Genomic DNA, 17,033 nt, shown 5'->3' on the forward strand with positions numbered 1-17,033 from the left:
CAACTCGACAGGAAAAGTTCGCGCTGCCTTCCGATCTGGCCGCGGCAGGGTGCCGGCGGGCGTTCAGGCGGGCGGCAGGTCCGCCGGGCGCCGGCGGCGCGCTCTGGTCGATTGGGTGTTGGGGACCGCCAGCGCCAGGCCGAAGGTCAGGATGCCGACGCGGCCCGCGGCCATCAGCACGATGATCACCACCTTGCCGACCTCGGACAGGTCCGCCGTGATCCCCAGCGAGAGGCCGACGGTGCCCATCGCCGAGATCGCCTCGAACACCAGCGCCTCGAACCGCTGGCCGGGGTCCGAGTGTGCCAGCACCAGCATCCCGATCAGCAACAGGCCGCAGTAGAACACCATCGCCGCCGCCGCCGAGCGGACCGTGCGCAGCGGCACCTCGTGACCCATGACGTAGACCTCGTCGCGGCGACCCAGCACCGCGGTGACGATCCCCCAGAGGACGGCGAAAGTCGTCGTCTTCAGCCCGCCCCCGGTGCCGGCCGGGGACGCGCCGATGATCATCAGCAGCATCAGGACGACCACCGAGCCCATCCCGAGTGTGCCGATCGGCACCGTGTCGAAGCCGACCGTCGTCGACGCGCTCATCGCCTGGAAGAAGGCCGCCAGCGCACGCTCGCCCAGCGGCAGGTCGGCGATCCCCTCGTCCGTCACCAGGATGACGAGAAAGGCCGCCGAGATGATCGCCAGCGTGACGAAGAGGATGGTCCGGCTCGTCGTCCCCAGTCGCCGCTCCTGCCCCGACAGGGCGCGCCAGCAATCGGAGACGACGATGAAGCCGATCGCGCCCATCAGCGACAGGACGGCGATGACGGCGTTGACGCCGACATTGCCGGCATAGGCCTCCAGGCTGTTGCTGTTGAGGCTGAAGCCCGCGGTGCAGAAGGCGGACACGGCGTGGAAGATCGCGCTCCAGAGCGCGTCCTCGCGCCCCGCCTCGGCGAACAGGAGGTAGAGCGCGACGGCGCCCGCCGTCTCCACCAGGAGCGTGAACACGACCACCGCGCGCAGGAAGGCGGCGACGGAGATATCGTCGGGCAGCTCGAACGAGGCGCGCACGGTGCGCTCCCGGCCGCGGCTGAGCCGACGCCGCAACGCCAGGACGAAGAACGAAGAGAACGTCATGTACCCCAGCCCGCCGACCTGGAAGAGCGCCAGGATGACGATCTCGCCGGCGCGGTTGTAGCTGGCGCCCGGGTCGACGGTCACGAGGCCGGTGGTCGAAACGGCCGAGGTGGCGATGAAGAGGTTGTCGAGCGGGGCGACGACGCCGGACTGCACGAAGGGAAGCGACAGGAGCACGAAGCCGAGGGCCATGTAGCTGACGTAGCCGACGAGCAGCAGGCGCGCCGTCGACATGCGGTTCAGCCGCGAGAGGACGGCCATCGCCGCGCGGCGATGCATCGGTCTGATGGGAGGCACGGGGTTGCATCCTACGATGAAGGCGCCCAGCGGCACCATTGTGTAAGGCTGCCCCCGAACGAAGCGGCGCCGATCTCGTTCCCGGACCGCCATGCATCCCGCGCGCACCTGCACCGCTGACGGCGCCGGCCTCGTCGCCGCCCCGCACGACCACGCCCGCCCCCCAAAACCCTTGTTGAACCGCGCCGTTCGACGATAGACCCATCCTCTGACCGGGGTGAGACGCGCGGGCGCGCACGAGACCGCCGGGCCCGCGCAACGGAGAGAGCGAATGGCGACCAACCTGACCATCAATTCGGAACGCCTCTGGGACACGCTGATGGACACCGCCCAGTACGGCGCCACCCCGAAGGGCGGCGTGCGGCGCCTCACCTTGTCCGACGAAGACCGCATGGTCCGCGACTGGTTCACCAAGGCGTGCGAGGCCGCCGGCCTCACCCTCGCGATCGACACCATGGGCAACATGTTCGCCACCCGCCCCGGCACCGATCCGAACGCGCCCCCGATCGCCGTCGGCTCCCACCTCGACACCCAGCCAGCCGGCGGCAAGTTCGACGGGATCCTCGGTGTGCTGGCCGGCCTGGAGGCGATCCGCACCCTCAATGACGCCGGCTACCAGACCACCCACCCCATCACCCTCATCAACTGGACCAACGAGGAAGGCGCCCGCTACGCCCCCGGCATGTCGGGCTCCGGCGTCTATTCGGGCGAGCTGACCTACGAGCAGATGATGTCCAGCGCCGACAAGGACGGCGCCGTCTTCGGCGAGGAGCTGGAGCGCATCGGCTACAAGGGCACCGAGCCGGTCGGTGAGCGCAAGTTCGCCGCCTTCGTGGAGCTGCACATCGAGCAGGGCCCCATCCTCGAGGCCGAGGAGATCCAGATCGGCGTCGTGGAGGGCGGCCAGGGTCTCTACTGGTTCGACGGCACCGTCGCCGGCCGTGACAGCCACGCCGGCACCACGCCGATGACCCACCGCCGCGACGCCATGATGGCGCTGGCCGAGTTGGCGCTCGCCATCGAGGAGATCGCCCTCGCCAACGCGCCCGCCGCGGTCGGCACCATGGGTGAGGTCGCGGTGCTGCCCGGCTCGCGCAACACCATCCCCGGTACGGCCACCTTCCGCGCCGAACTGCGCCACCCGGACGGAGCCACCCTCACCGCCATGGCCGAAGCGCTCGACGCCAAGATCGCCGAGATCGCCGCGCGCCGCCCGGTGGACATCACGCTCGACATGCGGTGGCGCAAGGACCCGGTCACCTTCGACCCCCGCGTGGTCGAGGCGGTCGCCGCCGCGGTGGAGAAGCACGGCCTCACCTCCAAGCGGATGATCTCCGGTGCCGGTCACGACGCCTTCTATGTCGCCTCGCTGTGCCCCACGGGGATGATCTTCATCCCCTGCTGGGAGGGGATCAGCCACAACGAGGAGGAGAGCGCGACCCAGGTCGATTGCGCCGCCGGCGCCCAAGTCGTGCTCGACACGCTGGTGCGGCTCGACGAGACCCTCTAAGCCCTCTTCAGCCCAACGTCGTGCCCCACGCCCGCCGCGCCCCGCGTCTGCTGGACCCGCCGCCCGCCCATCAGCGCACCGACCGCCGCGCCGCTGGCCGGCCGCGCAACGTCGACAGCGGACCGCGCGAGCGCTACTGGGCGACGATCAAGCCAGGTGACGAATGACCGACCTCACTCCCGAACGGGCCGCAGATCTCGCGGCCGTCCCCCTCGCCCGCGCCTACCTCTCCGGAGATGCCGACCCCGTCGCCGTCACCGAAGTCTTCCTCGAGCGGATTGCCTCGAGCGACAACCCGGCCTACATCTCGCTCTCGCCCGAGCGGGCGATGCGCGAGGCGCGCTCGGCCAAGGCGCGCTATGACGCCGGCTTCCCCGCCTCCTCGCTGGACGGCGTCCCCGTCGCCTGGAAGGACCTGTTCGACATGGCCGGCGAGGTGACGACCGCCGGATCCAACCTCCTGCGCAGCGCCTCCCCGGCCGAGGAGGACAGCCCCGTCGTCGCGCATCTCGCCGCTGCGGGCATGGTCGCCCTCGGCAAGACCAACCTCACCGAGTTCGCCTTCTCCGGCCTCGGCCTCAACCCGCACTACGGCACGCCCGCCAACCCTCACGATCCCGAGACGCCGCGCATTCCGGGCGGCTCCTCGTCGGGTTCGGCGGTGGCGGTCGCGGCGGGGCTCGCCACCACCGCCATCGGCTCGGACACTGGCGGCTCGGTGCGGATCCCGGCGGCGGTCAACGGCCTCGTCGGCTACAAGTCGTCCGAGGGGCGCATCAGCACCGAGGCGGTGATCCCCCTTTCGGCGACGCTCGACACCGTCGGCCCCATCGCCCGCACCGTGGAGGACTGCATCCACCTCGACGCGGCGCTGCGCGGCACCGCGCCCACCATCCGTCGCGGCAACATCGCCGGCATGCGCCTCATCGTGTGCGAGACGCTGTGGCTGGACGACGCCGAAGACATCGTCACCGACGCGTTCGAGCAAGCGGTGAAGCGCCTCGAGGCGGCCGGCGTCACCATCGAGACGCGCACCGTGCCGCAGGTCCGCGAGGCGGCGCGGATCATGGCCGACCACGGCACCCTCGCCAACGCCGAGTCCTACGCCTACCACCGCGACCGCATCGAGAGCGCCGACGTGGAGGAGATGGACGGCCGCGTCGTCGCCCGGATCCTGCGCGGCAAGACCATGTCGGCCTACGACCTCCTCGCCAACACGGCGGGGCGCATCAAGCTCTCCCGCCAGCTCGGCCAGGACATGGAGGACGCCTTCCTCATCGGCCCGACCGTGCCGCACGTCGCGCCCGAGATCGCCCCGCTCGACGCCGATCCGGAGGTGTTCAACCGCGTCAACCTGAAGACGCTGCGCAACACGATGACGGGCAACTTCCTCAACCTGCCCGGCGTCGCGATGCCGATGGCGGCGGATTCCAAGCTCCCGGTCAGCTTCCTCCTCAACGCCAAGAGCGACGACGACGACCGTCTCCTCTCGGCCGCGCTGGCGATCGAGCACATCGTCCGCGGCGCTTGACGCCGGACGGTCGGCGCCGCCGCTCACAGCCGCGGCGGCGGCCTTCCCCGCGCCCTCCGCTCGGCGAGGCGGCCGCCCGCCCTCCTCGCCCCGAACCGGCGGCGGGAAGCCGGGCCGCCGGCGCGCGGCGTGGCGACCGGTGCGCCATGGGTGCCAGGGGAGCGCCTACGACCCGCCCCACCGTTGCCACGGATCGGGAGAGATGATGTTTAGGTCAGATGAATACTCCGGTTCGCTACTCTCCGATCCCGCCGTGCTGACGGCCGGCCATCCTTCGACGCGACGGGGCGACGAATGATCGAGACCGCACCCGTCGCGATCGTCACCGGTGCATCGCGCGGGATCGGCGCCGCCATCGCCCAACGTCTCGCCCTCGACGGTCTCGCCGTCGCGGTGAACTACGCACACAATGCCGGTGACGCCGCCCATGTGGTCGACACCATCGTCGCCTCCGGCGGCCGCGCCGTCGCCGTGCGGGCCGACATCGCCGACCCCGGCGCCGTACGCCGCCTGTTCGAAGAGACGGAGGCCGCGTTCGGCCCCGTCGGCGTCCTCGTCAACAACGCCGGCGTCATGCGGCTCGCCCCGATCGCCGAGACCGACGACGCGACGATCGAGGCCCACCTCGCGATCAACCTGCGCGGCCCCTTCTACGCGCTGCGCGAGGCGGCGCGGCGGATGGGGCCGGGCGGGCGCATCATCAACCTGTCGAGCAGCGCGGTGGGCAAGTACCAGCCGACCTACGGCGCCTATGCCGCCACCAAAGGCGCCATCGAGGCGCTGTCGCGCGTGATGGCCAACGAGATGCGCGGGCGCGACGTCACCGTCAACGTCGTCGTCCCCGGCCCGAGCGAGGCGGAGATCGTCGGCGCCCACCGACCCGGTGCGCTGGGCGACACGATCGGCGGCCGCGCCCCTCGCGAGCGCGCCGGCACCCCGGAGGAGATCGCCGACAGCGTCGCCTTTCTCGCCGGCCCGGAAGGGCGGTGGGTCAACGGCCAGGTGCTGCGGATCAACGGCGGCGCCGCGTAGGCCACCCGCCGGCGCGGGCGGCACGCCAACGCAAAACGCCGCCCCGGGGGGCGGCGTTCGCATTCTCGTTCGCTGTAGTTGGATCAGTCCAGGTTCTGGCCTTCCATCCCGGCGATCTGATCGTCGGCGGACAGCAGCGGGGTGATCCGGCGCACCGTCACGCGGCGGTTGATCCGGCTCGGCCCCTGCGTCTGCTCCTTCAGGTACTGCTTGCCGAAGCCCTGGGTGACGAGGTTCTCCGGCGGAATCTCGAAATATTCCGTCAGGATCTGCGCCACGCTCTCGGCCCGCGAGTCCGACAGGCCGAGATTGTACTCGGCGGCGCCGACGGCGTCGGTATGGCCCTCGATCAGGAAGACCTCGGACGGGTTCTCGTAGATCGCCTCCTCGATGGCGACGCCGATGGTCTCCAGGTTGCCGATCTCGGTGTCGGCGATGTCGGCCGAACCGGTCTCGAAGGTGATCGTGTCGACGTCGATCCGCGGCATCAGCCCGCGCAGGTCCTCGTTGTAGAGCACCTGATTGAGCGTGTAGGAGCGGTCCAGCTCACGCACCGGCTCGGCCGTCACGGTCTGGTAGACGACGTCCACCGAGGCGCGCGAGGGCTCCACGATATAGCGGTCGTAGGGCATGGCGACGTCGTAGGGCGCGATGTCCACGGCGAGATCCGCGTCGTTGCCCCACCAGGGCGGCATGTTGTTGAACAGCGTCACCGTGGGGCCGCCGGGGACCTCGCGGTAGCGGCGGATCGGCACACCGTAGTTGTCGACGATGGTGACGACGCGGGTGCCGTCGGAGCGCACGACGACCGACTCCGTCCAGCCGTTGTTGAGGTCACGCACGTCGTACGCATCGGCGCGCCAGCGCAGGCGGTCCGGGTACTCGTCGATGATCATCGGCTGACCGTTGACGACGTAGGTCGTGCGGCCCTGGGTGGAGGCGACGATGGCGGCGCCGGCGAACGCACCGAGGCCGACCCAGGCGGCGCGGTCCCAGTTGTTGTCGCGGCGGTAGTTGCGCTCCCAGTCGTCGTAGCGGTCGCGGCGGCGGCGCTCACGATCCACCCAGTCGCGCCGGTCGCGGCGGTCGTCGCGACGGATCTCGCGGCGCAGGTCGTCGCGGCGACCGCGCATGGCGTCGGCCCGTTCCTGGGCGCGCCGGTCGCGGTTGCGGGCTTCCTGGCGGTCCTGCTGCCGGTTCTCGCGGGCGATCTCCTCGCGGCGCTGCTGGCGCAGACGCTGGCGCTGGTCGGCCCGGTCGTCGCGGCGCATGCGATCCTCGAGCGAGCGGCGATCCTCGGCACGCTGGTTGCCGCGATCATCCGGACGGCGATCCGGACGCGCCCTCGGCTGGTCGCCACGCTGGTCCGGGCGCGCATCCGGACGGCGGTCGGGATTGTTCCGCTCGGCGGCACGGTTGGCCTCCTGGCGTTCGCGGCGGGCCTGCTCGCGCCGCGCCTCCTGCGCCTCGCGGCGCTGGCGCTCCTCGGCCTGCTCGACCTGGCGAGCGCGATTGCCGCCCTGTCCCTGCGCGCGCTCGTTCACCTCGCGCGAGCCGGTGGTCGCCGCCTGGCCGCGGTTCTGCGGCTGCGGCTGCTGGGCCTGACGCTGCTGGCGCTGGCGCTCTTCACGCGCACGGGCGCGGCGCTCCTCCTGCGCCCGCTGCTGCTCGGCGCTCGGCTGGTTCTGCTGGCGCTGCTGCTGGGCCTGGTTGCGCTGCGGCTGCTGGCGCTGCTGCGGCTGCTGTGCCTGGTTCTGCTGGCGTTGGCGCTCCTGGCGGGCCTTCGCGCGGCGCTCTTCCTGCGCACGCTGGGCGGCGGCGTCGTTGCTCCGCTGCTTCTGCTCGGCCTGCCGCTTCTGCTGCTGGCGCTGGGGCTGGGAGTTGGCCTGCCCCTTGTTGGCCGGCTGCGGCTGGGCCTGGCGCTGACGCGCCTGACCCTGGTTCTGCTGCTTCTGCGGCTTCTGATTGCCCTTGTTCTGGGCCTCGTTGCGCTGGCGCCGCTCTTCGCGGGCCTTGGCGCGCCGCTCTTCCTGCTTCTGGTCCGCCTGGGCCAGCAGCATCGGCTGGGCCGCGGCATCGAGCTGGGCGACCTGCACCGGCCCGTCCAGCGCCGCGCGCTGGATCGTCCAGTCCGACATCACCGCCCCCGCGTCGCTGCGCTTGTCGCGGGCATTCTGGCGGCGCTCGTTGGTGCGCTGGCGCTGATCGGCGGCGTCGTTGCGGCGCTCGCGCTGCTGCGCGGCCTGGCCGCGCCGATCCTCGGTCGTGGGGCGCTGTTCGCGGGCACTCTCGCGCCGCTCGTTCTGGATCTCCTGCTGCGTGGCGCGCTGCTCGCGGCGGAACTCCTGCCGCTCGTTGGCCTGTTCGTTGCTCAGCTCGCGCTGTTCACGGGCCCGTTCGCGGCGCTCGTTGGTCATCTCCTCCTGCGCCTCGTGGCGCTCGGAGCGGGACAGGTCCTCCTGACGGAACTCGAGCCGCTCGTTGCGGCGCTCGGCGTCGGCCGAACGATCCTCGCGGGCTCGCTCGCGGCGCTCGTTCTGCACCTCGTCCTGTGCGGCTTGCGTCTCGCTGCGGAACTCGCGCCGCTCGTTCTGGCGCTCCTGCTGGTTCTGCACGGCGATGACGCCAGATTCGGCGAAGACCGGAGCCTGGTGCGCCCCGATGCCCGCCGCAGCCGGACCGGTGGCCGCTGTCATCGCAGCGAGCACCGCCCAGCTTGTCAACTGTCGCATACTGCCTTCCTCTCGGCGTTTGTCCCGCCCTTCTAGAAATCCGGGCGTGTACATGGCCTGAACGCGGAAGCGGCGACAGAAGTTCGCGCTCGTCCTTCAGATATGAATGGCGCGACCGTACGCGTCGAGGACGCTCTCGTGCATCATCTCCGATAGCGTCGGGTGCGGGAACACCGCGTGAATCAGCTCTTCCTCGGTCGTTTCGAGGTTCATCGCGACCACGAACCCCTGGATCAGCTCGGTCACTTCCGCACCAACCATGTGCGCGCCCAAAAGTTCACCGGTCTTGGCGTCGAACACCGTCTTCACCAGGCCGTCCGGGGCGCCGAGGGCGATCGCCTTGCCGTTGCCGATGAACGGGAACCGCCCGACCTTGACCTCACGCCCAGCGGCCTTGGCCTTCGCCTCCGTCAGCCCGACCGAGGCGACCTGCGGGTGGCAGTAGGTGCAGCCGGGGATCTTGCCCTTGTCCATCGGGTGCGGCTTTTTGCCCGCGATCGCCTCGACGCAGATCACGCCTTCATGCTCGGCCTTGTGGGCCAGCATCGGCGGGCCGGCTACGTCGCCGATGGCGTAGACGCCCTTCACATTGGTGGCGCCGAAATCGTCGATCACGACGCATCCGCGCTCGGTCTTGACGCCCAGCTCCTCGAGGCCGAGGCCCTCGATGTTGCCGACGACGCCGACCGCCGAGATCACCTTGTCGACCTCGATCGTCTCGGTCTTGCCGTTGGCCTCGACGCTGACCTTCTGCGTGCGGCCCTTCTCGATCTTGGCGACCTTGGCCGACGTCATGATCTTCAGGCCCTGCTTTTCGAGCTGCTTGCGGGCGAGCTTGGCGATCTCGACGTCCTCGACGGGGAGGATCTGGTCCATCACCTCGACGACCGTCACCTCCGAGCCCATCGAGTTGAAGAACGACGCGAACTCGATGCCGATGGCGCCGGACCCGACCACCAGGAGCTTCTTGGGCAGCTCCTTGGGGACCATCGCCTCGAAGTAGGTCCAAATGTTCTCCTTGTCGGGCTCGAGGCCGGGCAAGGCGCGCGGGCGGGCGCCGGTGGCGACGATGATGTTCTTCGCCGCGTAGCTGCCGCCGCCCTTGGCGCCCTTCGGCGCGTCCGGCGCGTCCTTGACGTCGACCTTGCCGGGCGCGGTGATCTTGGCCGTGCCCCAGATCACGTCGACCTTGTTCTTCTTCAGCAGCATGCCGACGCCGCCGTTCAACTGCTTGGACACCCCGCGCGAGCGCTCCACCACCTTGGCGATGTCGAACGAAAAGTCCTTGGCGGCGAGGCCGTAGTCCTTGGCGTGCTTGAAGTGGTCGTAGACCTCGGCCGAGCGCAGCAGCGCCTTGGTCGGGATGCAGCCCCAGTTGAGGCAGATGCCGCCGAGGTGCGCTTTTTCCACGACCGCGGTCTTGAGGCCGAGCTGCGCGGCGCGGATCGCGGTCACGTAGCCGCCGGGGCCGGAGCCGATGATGAGGACGTCGTAGGTGTCGGCCATGGTCACTTCATCTCAATTTCGACGAACGACACGACCGCGTCCGAGCGGTTGACCACATCGTGCGACACGCCCTTGGGGCGCGAGTAGCTCTCACCGAGCTTCATTTCGGCGATGTGGTCGCCCTTGTCGTCCACCATCGTCAGCGTGCCGGGGATGACCGGAACGACGACGTACGGATACGCGTGGACGTGAGCGCCGGTGGAGGTGCCAGGCTCGAACGTCCACTGCGTGACCCGCACATGCGGCTCGTCGATCTGCACGGTGGCGCTCGCCTTTGTGGCCATGTCGTCTCGTCTCTGTCTCAGTTGGTCGCGATGTTAACCGGAGATCGCGGAAAAGTCCGCCACCTCGCGCGTGGTATCTCGGAGCGCCGCCAGGAGGCGCAGCCGGTTGGCGCGCAGGCCGGGATCGTCGGCGTTGACCATGACAGCCTCGAAAAAGGCGTCCACCGGTGCGCGCAGGGCCGCCAGCGCGGTCATCGCCGCGGCGTAGTCTTCCCGCGCGACGGCTTCGGTCACGGTCTTGCGGGCCGCGGCGACGGCGTCGAACAACGCGATCTCCTGCGGCTCGACGAGCGTGGCGCGGACCGGTTCGCCCTGCACCGGGGCGCCGTCCTTCTTCTCCTCGGCGACGAGGATGTTGGTGGCGCGGCGGTAACCGGCCATCAAGGTGGCCCCGTCGTCGGTGGCGAGGAAGTCGGTCAGCGCGGCGATGCGGTTCACGAGGTCGACGAGGTCGATCGTCGTCACCATCGGGCGGACAGCGCGGACCGTCTCGGCGGAGACGCCGGCGTCGCGCTGCTGCACGATGAGACGCTCGACCACGAAGTCCGACAGATCCGCCACCGGGCCGCGCAGGCCGCCGTAGCCGTCATCGTCGAAGCGGTCGTAGTCCTTGGCGCTCTGCGCCTTCCATTCGGTATCGAGCGGGGTGCCTTCCCACAGGCGCCAGGCGATCATCAGCAGCCCGCCCATCTTGCCGTCGTCGAGCGGCAGGCGCAGCCCGTTCTCCAGCACCAGGCGGATGATGCCGAGCGCGGCGCGGCGCAGGCCGAACGCGTCGCCCGAACCGGTCGGCTTCTCGCCCGCGGCCCACAGGGCGACGAGCTGGTCCACCTTGTCGGCCAGCGCCAGCACCACCGAGAGGCGCGCGGACGGCACGGCGTCGTTCGGCCCCTGCGGCTGGTAGTGTTCCTCGATGGCGGTGGCGAGATCTTCCGGCGCGCCGTGTGCGGCGGCGTAGTGGCGCCCCATGTAGCCCTGCAGCTCGGGGAACTCGCCGACCATCCCGGTCACGAGGTCGCCTTTGACGACCGCAGCCGCCTCGACCGCGTAATCCGGCTGAATGCCGAGGACCGGTGCGATCTCGCGCGCCAGCGCCTGGATGCGCTCCACCCGGTCGGCCTGAGTGCCCAGCTTCTCGTGGAAGGTCACCGTCTTCAGCTTCTCGGCGTGGACGGCGAGGCGCCGCTTCATGTCCTCGTCCCAGAAGAAGCGCGCGTCGGCGAGACGGGCGCGCACCACCCGCTCGTTGCCGGCGACGATCGCCGCGCCGCCGTCGTCCGCCACCAGGTTCGCCGTCAGAATGAACGCGTTGGCGAGCTTGCCCGTCGCCGGGTCGCGCGTGACGAAACACTTCTGGTTCTCGCGGATCGTCAGGCGGATGACCTCTTCGGGCAGCGCCAGCACCCGTTCGTCGAACCGGCCGACGAGCACCACCGGCCACTCGACGAGGCCCGCGACCTCGGTCAGCAGTCCGTCGTCCTCGACCATCTCGAGGCCGAGCGCGAAGACGGCGTCCTTGGCGTCGTGCAGGATCTGGTCGCGCCGCCGCTCATGGTCGACGACGACGAACGCCTTCTCCAGGCTCGCCTTGTAATCCTCCAGCCGGCGGACCTTGATCGTCCCCGGCGCGTGGAAGCGGTGGCCGACCGTGGTGTCCCCCACCGGCACGCCCGGCACCTCGACGGGGACGATCTCGGGGTCCTCGTTCTCAGTGCCGAAGGTGGCGAGGATGGAGGTCAGCGGGCGCACCCAGCGCAATGCGCCGGCATCGCTGGACGCCGCGCCCCAGCGCATCGTCACCGGCCAGGGAAAGCGGCGAACGGCGTCGACGATCGCCTCGGCGGCGATGTCGAGCGTCGGCCGGCCGGGCACCACGGTCTTGGCGACGTAGAAGTCCCCCTTCTTGGGGTCGCTCTCGATCGTCGCCTCGTCGATCGAGGCGAGGCCCGCGGCCCGCAGGAAGCCGGCGAGCGCCTTCTCCGGCGCGCCGACCCGCGGGCCCTTGCGCTCCTCGCGCCGGTCGGCCGATCGGGCGGGAAGGCCCGTGACGGCGAGCACCAGACGGCGGGGCGTGGCGGTGGCGTAGGCGCCCTCGTAGGTCAACCCGGCGTCCACCAGGAAGTTCGTGACGAGGCGCTGGAGATCCTCCGCGGCACGGCGCTGCATGCGTGCGGGGATCTCCTCGGACAGGAGTTCGACGAAAAGTTCGGGCATCGGCCGGCCGCTTGAGATCAGTCCGGGTCGCCTACCATCACGCCCGGTGCGGCGGAAGCCCCCGCTTTCAGTCCACCGCCTCGCGCGCCGCCTCGCCGGGCCTGGCGGGCGGGGCGCACAGCTCCGCCGCGCCCGGCGGAATGCGTGCCGCGAGGAGCTGCGTGCGGCTGGTGGCGCTGATGACGGCGACCGCCTCGCCCCGCCCGTTCAACACCGGTCCGCCTGACGCGCCGTGCGACTGCGCGCAGCCCAGCACCACCGAGCGGCCCGCGTCCGTCGCCCCCTCGCGCAGCACCGGGCAGCGCGTGCGGCTCTGCATGTGGCGCACCGGGGTGCCGTAGCCCACCGCGACCATCGCCTCGCCCGGCTCCAGCGGCGCCTCGGGCGCCAGCGCCAGAGCCGCAGGCGCCGGCTCCCCTAGGCACAGCACCGCCACGTCGTTGCCCACGACGCCGATGCTGGCCGGGGTGAGGTGCGCGCCCCACTCCATCCGCGAATAGCCGAACAGGAGATGCGTCTCGCCGGCCCGCAGTCCGCGCACACAGTGCGCCGCGGTCAACACCGTCGTCGGACCGACGGCGAACATCGTGCAGTGCCGCTTGGAGCGGTAGCCGGCAAAATTGAACCGGCCGATCGCGGGGTCCGGAACGTCCTGCCGCTCGGGCACCCCCACCTCGGGCACCGCGGGGGAGACGGTCTGCGCTCGCACCGGCGTCCCGAGGGCGATCAGCAAAGACGCCACGAGCGCCGAGGTTCGACTCATTTCACGCCTCGTCCATCTTGACGGCCGGGAGGGCGGGCGGCACTGCCCATCCATGCGACCGATCCTCTTCCTCGACGTCTCCCGCCTTATCAGACGTTACGAGTTCTTCGGCGGCCCCTCCGGCATCGACCGTATCGAGATGCGCTACGCCGACTGGATGCTGCGGCAGGACGCGTTCGAGACCCGCCCCGTCACCCGCATCGGCGACCGCCTGGTCGAGATGCGCCCCTCCGCCTACGCCAAGGTGCATGACACCCTGGTGAACCGCTGGGCCGACGGCGCGCCGCGCCAGTTCCTGGCCGACGGTTGGGGCCTCAAGGGCCAGGTGATCGCCGCAGAGCGCACCCTGCGGCGCAAGCTCGCCCACCTCGGCGGCAAACGGCTGGACGCGGCGGGCCGACCCAACGTCACCCTCAACGTCGGCCATGACGGGCTCGACGTCGCCGCCCGCTTTGCCGACCTGCCGGGGCCCTTCGCCGTGCTGCTGCACGACCTCATCCCCATCACGCATCCCGAATACGATTCGCGCCGCGCCACGATGCTGCACGAGCGGCGGCTGGAGACGCTGCGCCAGCAGGCCGACCACGTCTTCAACGTGTCCGAGGCGACGCGGGCCGAGCTTCTCGCGCGCATCCCGGACGCACCGTTCACGTCCTCCGTCATCCACTCCGGACCGGGGCTGGAGCCGGCGACGGACCCGGTGCGCTATGAGCGGCCGACCTTCGTGCACCTCTCTTCCATCGACCGGCGCAAGAACCTGCCGCTCCTCCTGCACATCTGGCGCGAATTCGCCGACGAGCCGGACCCGCCGCAGCTCGTCGTGATCGGGCGCCGCGGCAACGACGTCACCGCCATGGAGCTGATCGAACGCGCCGCCGCCCTCGCGCCCCACGTCACCGTGACCGGGCCGCTCGGCGATGCGGAGGTCGCCGCCCACCTCCCCCATGCGCGCGCTCTGCTGACCCCCTCCTTCATCGAGGGCTTCGGCCTGCCCATCATCGAGGCGCACTCGATGGGGGTGCCGGTGATCGCGTCCGACATTGCCGCCCACCGCGAGGTCGGCGGCCCCGCCGCCACCTACCTCTCCCCCCTCGACGGGCCGGGCTGGAAGGAGACCATCCGCGCCTTCGCCACCGACCCCGACCTGCGCGAGCAACAGCGCCGCCTGATGGTCCCGCCGCGGACCTGGGACGATTATTTCGAGGATATCACCGCCTCCCTGCTCGAACTCGCCCACATGCCGCGCCGCCCACGGTGAACGCGCCGGTCGCGGCGTGGTGCGTCCGATGCCGCGGCTTGCGAGGCGGCGACGGGCGGGCGCGGGAGGGCCCGGCGTTGCGCAGGCCGGAGTTGGTCTAGGCCTTCTTCTCCCATGCGCCGGTCGGTGACTGGCGCCAATAGGTGACTTCGTGGCCGGCGGCCTTCAGCGGCGGCCAGTGGCGACGCGCCTCGGTCACCGCGTCGGGATCGTCGGCCGAAAAGAGAAGGACGACCCGGTCGTAGGTCTCCACCTCGGTCGGAGCGGCGCGATCGGCGAGGAACCGCACGTTCGCGCCGTTGGGATTGATCGGCCCCGTCGTCAGGACGATCGGGTGATCCGCCGCGTTGGCATCGATCCCGCCGTGCGGCAGGAAGGAATCGTCGCGGTAGGTCCACAGGAAGCGGTCGAGATCCTCGCACCGCTCCCTGTCCGGCACCTCGACCACCGCGCGCCAACCGCGCGCGAGGGTCCGCTCCAGCAGCGTCGGCAGGACATCCTCCAGCCGCTGGCGCTCCAGGTGATAGAAGAGGACCTCCGCCACCCGCGTCGCGTCAGGTCGGCTTCGTCGCCACGAACGACGGACGCGCGGCGATCGGCTTCAGCCAAGCCGCGAGGCCCGGATACTTCGTCTCCCAGCCGAGGTCCGGGAAGCGGAAGCCGAGATACTCCAGCAGGCAGGCGAGCGCGATCGTCGCCACCGTCAGGCTGCCGCCCGAGGCCGGCGGCGACGCCTCGAACGAGGCGAGAGTCGCGCCGATCTTGTCCATCTGGTCCGCCTCCCAGGCGTCCCACTGCTTGTCGGCCGGGCGCACGAACGTCTCGTAGCGGGCGCCGACGGCGCACTCCGCCGCCCCACGCGCCAGCGCGTATTGCGTGCGGATGCGCCACTCCTCGGGGCCGCCGCGGCCGAGCATCCGCGTGTCGCCGACGCGGGCGCACAGGTACTCGACGATGAGCACCGAATCGACGAGCACCAGGCCGTCCTCGGTCTCCAGCGCCGGGATCTTGCGCAGCGGGTTCTTGGCCTGGAACTCGAGATTGGGCGCGGTGGGCTTCACCACCGTCGCCACCGCCTCGATGTCCTCCGTCAGACCCAGTTCGTCCGCGACGATGGCGACGGTGCGCCCGAAGGGCGACATCGTGACCGAATAGAGCTTCATGTGCGTCAACCTTCGTAGTTGTCGGCGATGAACCGGTCGAGGAGGCGCACCCCCCAGCCGGACCCGAACGTGCGGCTGATCTCGTTGGTCGGGCCACCCATGGCCGTGCCCGCGAGGTCGATGTGTGCCCAGTTGGACTCGCCAACGAAGCGCTTGAGGAACTGTGCGGCGGTGATCGATCCGGCGGAACGGCCGCCGGTGTTCTTCATGTCCGCCACCTTGGAATCGATCAGGCCGTCGTAGTCCTTGCCGAGCGGCATGCGCCACACCTGATCGCCCGTCGCCATGCCGGCCGCCGAGAGCTGTGCTGCGACCGTGTCGTCGGTCGCATACATGCCCGCATGGTAGTGGCCGAGCGCGACGATGATGGCGCCCGTGAGGGTGCAGAGGTCGATCGTCACCGCCGGCTCGAACCGCTCGATCGTATAGGTCAGGAGATCGCCCAGGACGAGGCGGCCCTCCGCGTCGGTGTTGATGATCTCCACCGTCTGCCCGGACTTCGACTTGACGATGTCGCCCGGACGCTGCGCCTTGCCGTCCGGCATGTTCTCGACCAGGCCGATGATGCCGATCACGTTCGCCTTCGCCTTGCGCTTGGCGATGGCGGTCATGGCGCCGACGACCGCGGCGGCGCCGCCCATGTCGCCCTTCATGTCCTCCATGCCGCCGGCCGGCTTGATCGAGATGCCGCCGGTGTCGAACACGACCCCCTTACCGACGAGGGCGACCGGCTTTTGCGTACCGCCGCCCTTCCACTGCATGAGGACCACGCGTGCCGGGCGCTCCGAGCCCTGCGCCACGCCCAGCAGCATGCGCATCTCGAGGGCTTCGAGCTCGGCCGGTTCCATCACCGTGATCTCGACGCCCAGCTCGGCGAGGGAGGCCGCGCGCTCGGCGAACTCGACCGGGCCGAGCACGTTGGCCGGCTCGTTGACGAGGTCGCGGGCGACCATCGTGCCGGCGGCCACCGCGTCCATCGCCTGCCATCGTGCCTCGGCCGCGGCAGGGGACGGGACGGCGAGCGTGATCGCGCGCGGCGCCGGCTCCGGCTCGTCGGCCGACTTCTGCTTGTAGAGGTTGAAGGTATAGGAGCGCAGCACGATGCCGAGCGCGATGTCGGCCGCCTGCTCGGCCGTCAGCGGGCCGTCGGGCGCCTCGGCGAAGACCGTGACGTCGGTGTCCGGGCCGGAGGGGAGCGCGCCGGCGACCGTGCCGCCGAGCTTGGCCCATTCGGCCTCGGTCAGCTTGGCGGCGTCGCCCAGGCCGACGATCAGCAGCGAGCGGACGCTGAGGCCGCGCGGCAGCGGCACCAGGAGCGTGCCGAAGCGCTTGGCCTTGAAGCCTTGTGCCTCGGCGGCCGCGGAAATGAACCCGTCGCTCGCCGCATCGGCGCGGCGGGCCGCCTCGCCCAATGCCATTCCATCGCCTGCGAACACCACGAGGGTCCCGGAGGGCGGCAATTCAACGGGGCGAAACTGGATAGTCGGCACACTCACGATCGCGGTCCTTTCAGCAGTCCATCCGGCAGGTACTCTAGTTTGTGGCCCGGACACAACATCCGCAAAAGTGCGGCCCCGAGGACACGGCCGGAGCTTGATTGCACCGATCG

General features: G+C 70.5%; 13 protein-coding genes. 4 read left to right on the top strand and 9 right to left on the bottom strand.

What is annotated here, in order from left to right:
• Positions 1-63: 63 nt before the first annotated feature.
• Positions 64-1,431, bottom strand: coding sequence for a TrkH family potassium uptake protein (locus tag MRB58_RS03505; protein ID WP_244780327.1), 1,368 nt, complete (start codon positions 1,429-1,431; stop codon positions 64-66).
• Between the two features lie 271 nt (positions 1,432-1,702).
• On the opposite strand from MRB58_RS03505, the gene MRB58_RS03510 reads away from it, so the two are divergent.
• The 3 genes from MRB58_RS03510 to MRB58_RS03520 all read left to right on the top strand — a co-directional run bounded on the left by MRB58_RS03510 (position 1,703) and on the right by MRB58_RS03520 (position 5,504).
• Positions 1,703-2,941: a Zn-dependent hydrolase gene (locus tag MRB58_RS03510; RefSeq protein ID WP_244780328.1), complete on the top strand. Its 1,239-nt coding sequence runs from the start codon at positions 1,703-1,705 to the stop codon at positions 2,939-2,941.
• A 163-nt stretch (positions 2,942-3,104) separates the two neighbouring features.
• Complete coding sequence (locus tag MRB58_RS03515; protein WP_244780329.1) at positions 3,105-4,472, top strand: amidase; 1,368 nt, start codon at positions 3,105-3,107, stop codon at positions 4,470-4,472.
• Positions 4,473-4,766: 294 nt separating this feature from the next.
• Complete coding sequence (locus MRB58_RS03520) at positions 4,767-5,504, top strand: SDR family oxidoreductase (protein ID WP_244780330.1); 738 nt, start codon at positions 4,767-4,769, stop codon at positions 5,502-5,504.
• Positions 5,505-5,587: 83 nt separating this feature from the next.
• On the opposite strand, the gene MRB58_RS24880 is transcribed toward MRB58_RS03520, so the two are convergent.
• From MRB58_RS24880 to MRB58_RS03545, 5 genes are all read right to left on the bottom strand, one after another.
• On the bottom strand, positions 5,588-8,236 hold the full coding sequence (locus tag MRB58_RS24880) for an OmpA family protein (protein WP_305853218.1): 2,649 nt from the start codon (positions 8,234-8,236) through the stop codon (positions 5,588-5,590).
• Between the two features lie 96 nt (positions 8,237-8,332).
• Complete coding sequence (gene lpdA / locus MRB58_RS03530) at positions 8,333-9,742, bottom strand: dihydrolipoyl dehydrogenase (protein ID WP_244780331.1); 1,410 nt, start codon at positions 9,740-9,742, stop codon at positions 8,333-8,335.
• 2 nt (positions 9,743-9,744) lie between these two features.
• Positions 9,745-10,026, bottom strand: a complete 282-nt coding sequence (locus MRB58_RS03535; RefSeq protein ID WP_244780332.1) for a cupin domain-containing protein — start codon at positions 10,024-10,026, stop codon at positions 9,745-9,747.
• A gap of 33 nt (positions 10,027-10,059) precedes the next feature.
• Complete coding sequence (gene glyS / locus MRB58_RS03540; protein ID WP_244780333.1) at positions 10,060-12,240, bottom strand: glycine--tRNA ligase subunit beta; 2,181 nt, start codon at positions 12,238-12,240, stop codon at positions 10,060-10,062.
• Positions 12,241-12,307: 67 nt separating this feature from the next.
• Positions 12,308-13,003 (bottom strand): serine protease, encoded by a 696-nt coding sequence (locus tag MRB58_RS03545; protein WP_244780334.1) that lies wholly within the window; start codon positions 13,001-13,003, stop codon positions 12,308-12,310.
• A gap of 52 nt (positions 13,004-13,055) precedes the next feature.
• On the opposite strand from MRB58_RS03545, the gene MRB58_RS03550 reads away from it, so the two are divergent.
• Positions 13,056-14,261 (top strand): glycosyltransferase family 1 protein, encoded by a 1,206-nt coding sequence (locus MRB58_RS03550; protein ID WP_244780335.1) that lies wholly within the window; start codon positions 13,056-13,058, stop codon positions 14,259-14,261.
• A 97-nt stretch (positions 14,262-14,358) separates the two neighbouring features.
• Here the strand turns inward: MRB58_RS03550 and MRB58_RS03555 are convergent, their stop codons facing one another.
• The 3 genes from MRB58_RS03555 to MRB58_RS03565 are packed head-to-tail and all read right to left on the bottom strand — an operon-like array spanning position 14,359 to position 16,923.
• The gene (locus MRB58_RS03555; RefSeq protein ID WP_244780336.1) at positions 14,359-14,805 is read right to left on the bottom strand and encodes a DNA polymerase III subunit chi; all 447 of its coding nucleotides are present in this window, start codon (positions 14,803-14,805) and stop codon (positions 14,359-14,361) included.
• Positions 14,806-14,815: 10 nt separating this feature from the next.
• A complete protein-coding gene (locus MRB58_RS03560; RefSeq protein ID WP_244780337.1) occupies positions 14,816-15,424 on the bottom strand; it encodes a glutathione S-transferase family protein in 609 nt (202 codons plus the stop codon).
• 5 nt (positions 15,425-15,429) lie between these two features.
• The gene (locus tag MRB58_RS03565; protein WP_371747273.1) at positions 15,430-16,923 is read right to left on the bottom strand and encodes a leucyl aminopeptidase; all 1,494 of its coding nucleotides are present in this window, start codon (positions 16,921-16,923) and stop codon (positions 15,430-15,432) included.
• Between the last annotated feature and the right edge of the window lie 110 nt (positions 16,924-17,033).

Origin of the sequence: Acuticoccus sp. I52.16.1, from assembly GCF_022865125.1 — a bacterium.
GTDB lineage: Bacteria > Pseudomonadota > Alphaproteobacteria > Rhizobiales > Amorphaceae > Acuticoccus.

Bases quoted from the DNA above. Each gene is read 5' to 3' on its own strand.
- MRB58_RS03560 (WP_244780337.1), bottom strand. From the start codon at position 15,424: ATGAAGCTCTATTCGGTCACGATGTCGCCCTTCGGGCGCACCGTCGCC.
- MRB58_RS03515 (WP_244780329.1), top strand. From the start codon at position 3,105: ATGACCGACCTCACTCCCGAACGGGCCGCAGATCTCGCGGCCGTCCCC.
- MRB58_RS03550 (WP_244780335.1), top strand. From the start codon at position 13,056: ATGCGACCGATCCTCTTCCTCGACGTCTCCCGCCTTATCAGACGTTAC.
- MRB58_RS24880 (WP_305853218.1), bottom strand. From the start codon at position 8,236: ATGCGACAGTTGACAAGCTGGGCGGTGCTCGCTGCGATGACAGCGGCC.
- MRB58_RS03535 (WP_244780332.1), bottom strand. From the start codon at position 10,026: ATGGCCACAAAGGCGAGCGCCACCGTGCAGATCGACGAGCCGCATGTG.
- MRB58_RS03545 (WP_244780334.1), bottom strand. From the start codon at position 13,003: ATGAGTCGAACCTCGGCGCTCGTGGCGTCTTTGCTGATCGCCCTCGGG.
- glyS (WP_244780333.1), bottom strand. From the start codon at position 12,240: ATGCCCGAACTTTTCGTCGAACTCCTGTCCGAGGAGATCCCCGCACGC.
- MRB58_RS03510 (WP_244780328.1), top strand. From the start codon at position 1,703: ATGGCGACCAACCTGACCATCAATTCGGAACGCCTCTGGGACACGCTG.
- lpdA (WP_244780331.1), bottom strand. From the start codon at position 9,742: ATGGCCGACACCTACGACGTCCTCATCATCGGCTCCGGCCCCGGCGGC.
- MRB58_RS03520 (WP_244780330.1), top strand. From the start codon at position 4,767: ATGATCGAGACCGCACCCGTCGCGATCGTCACCGGTGCATCGCGCGGG.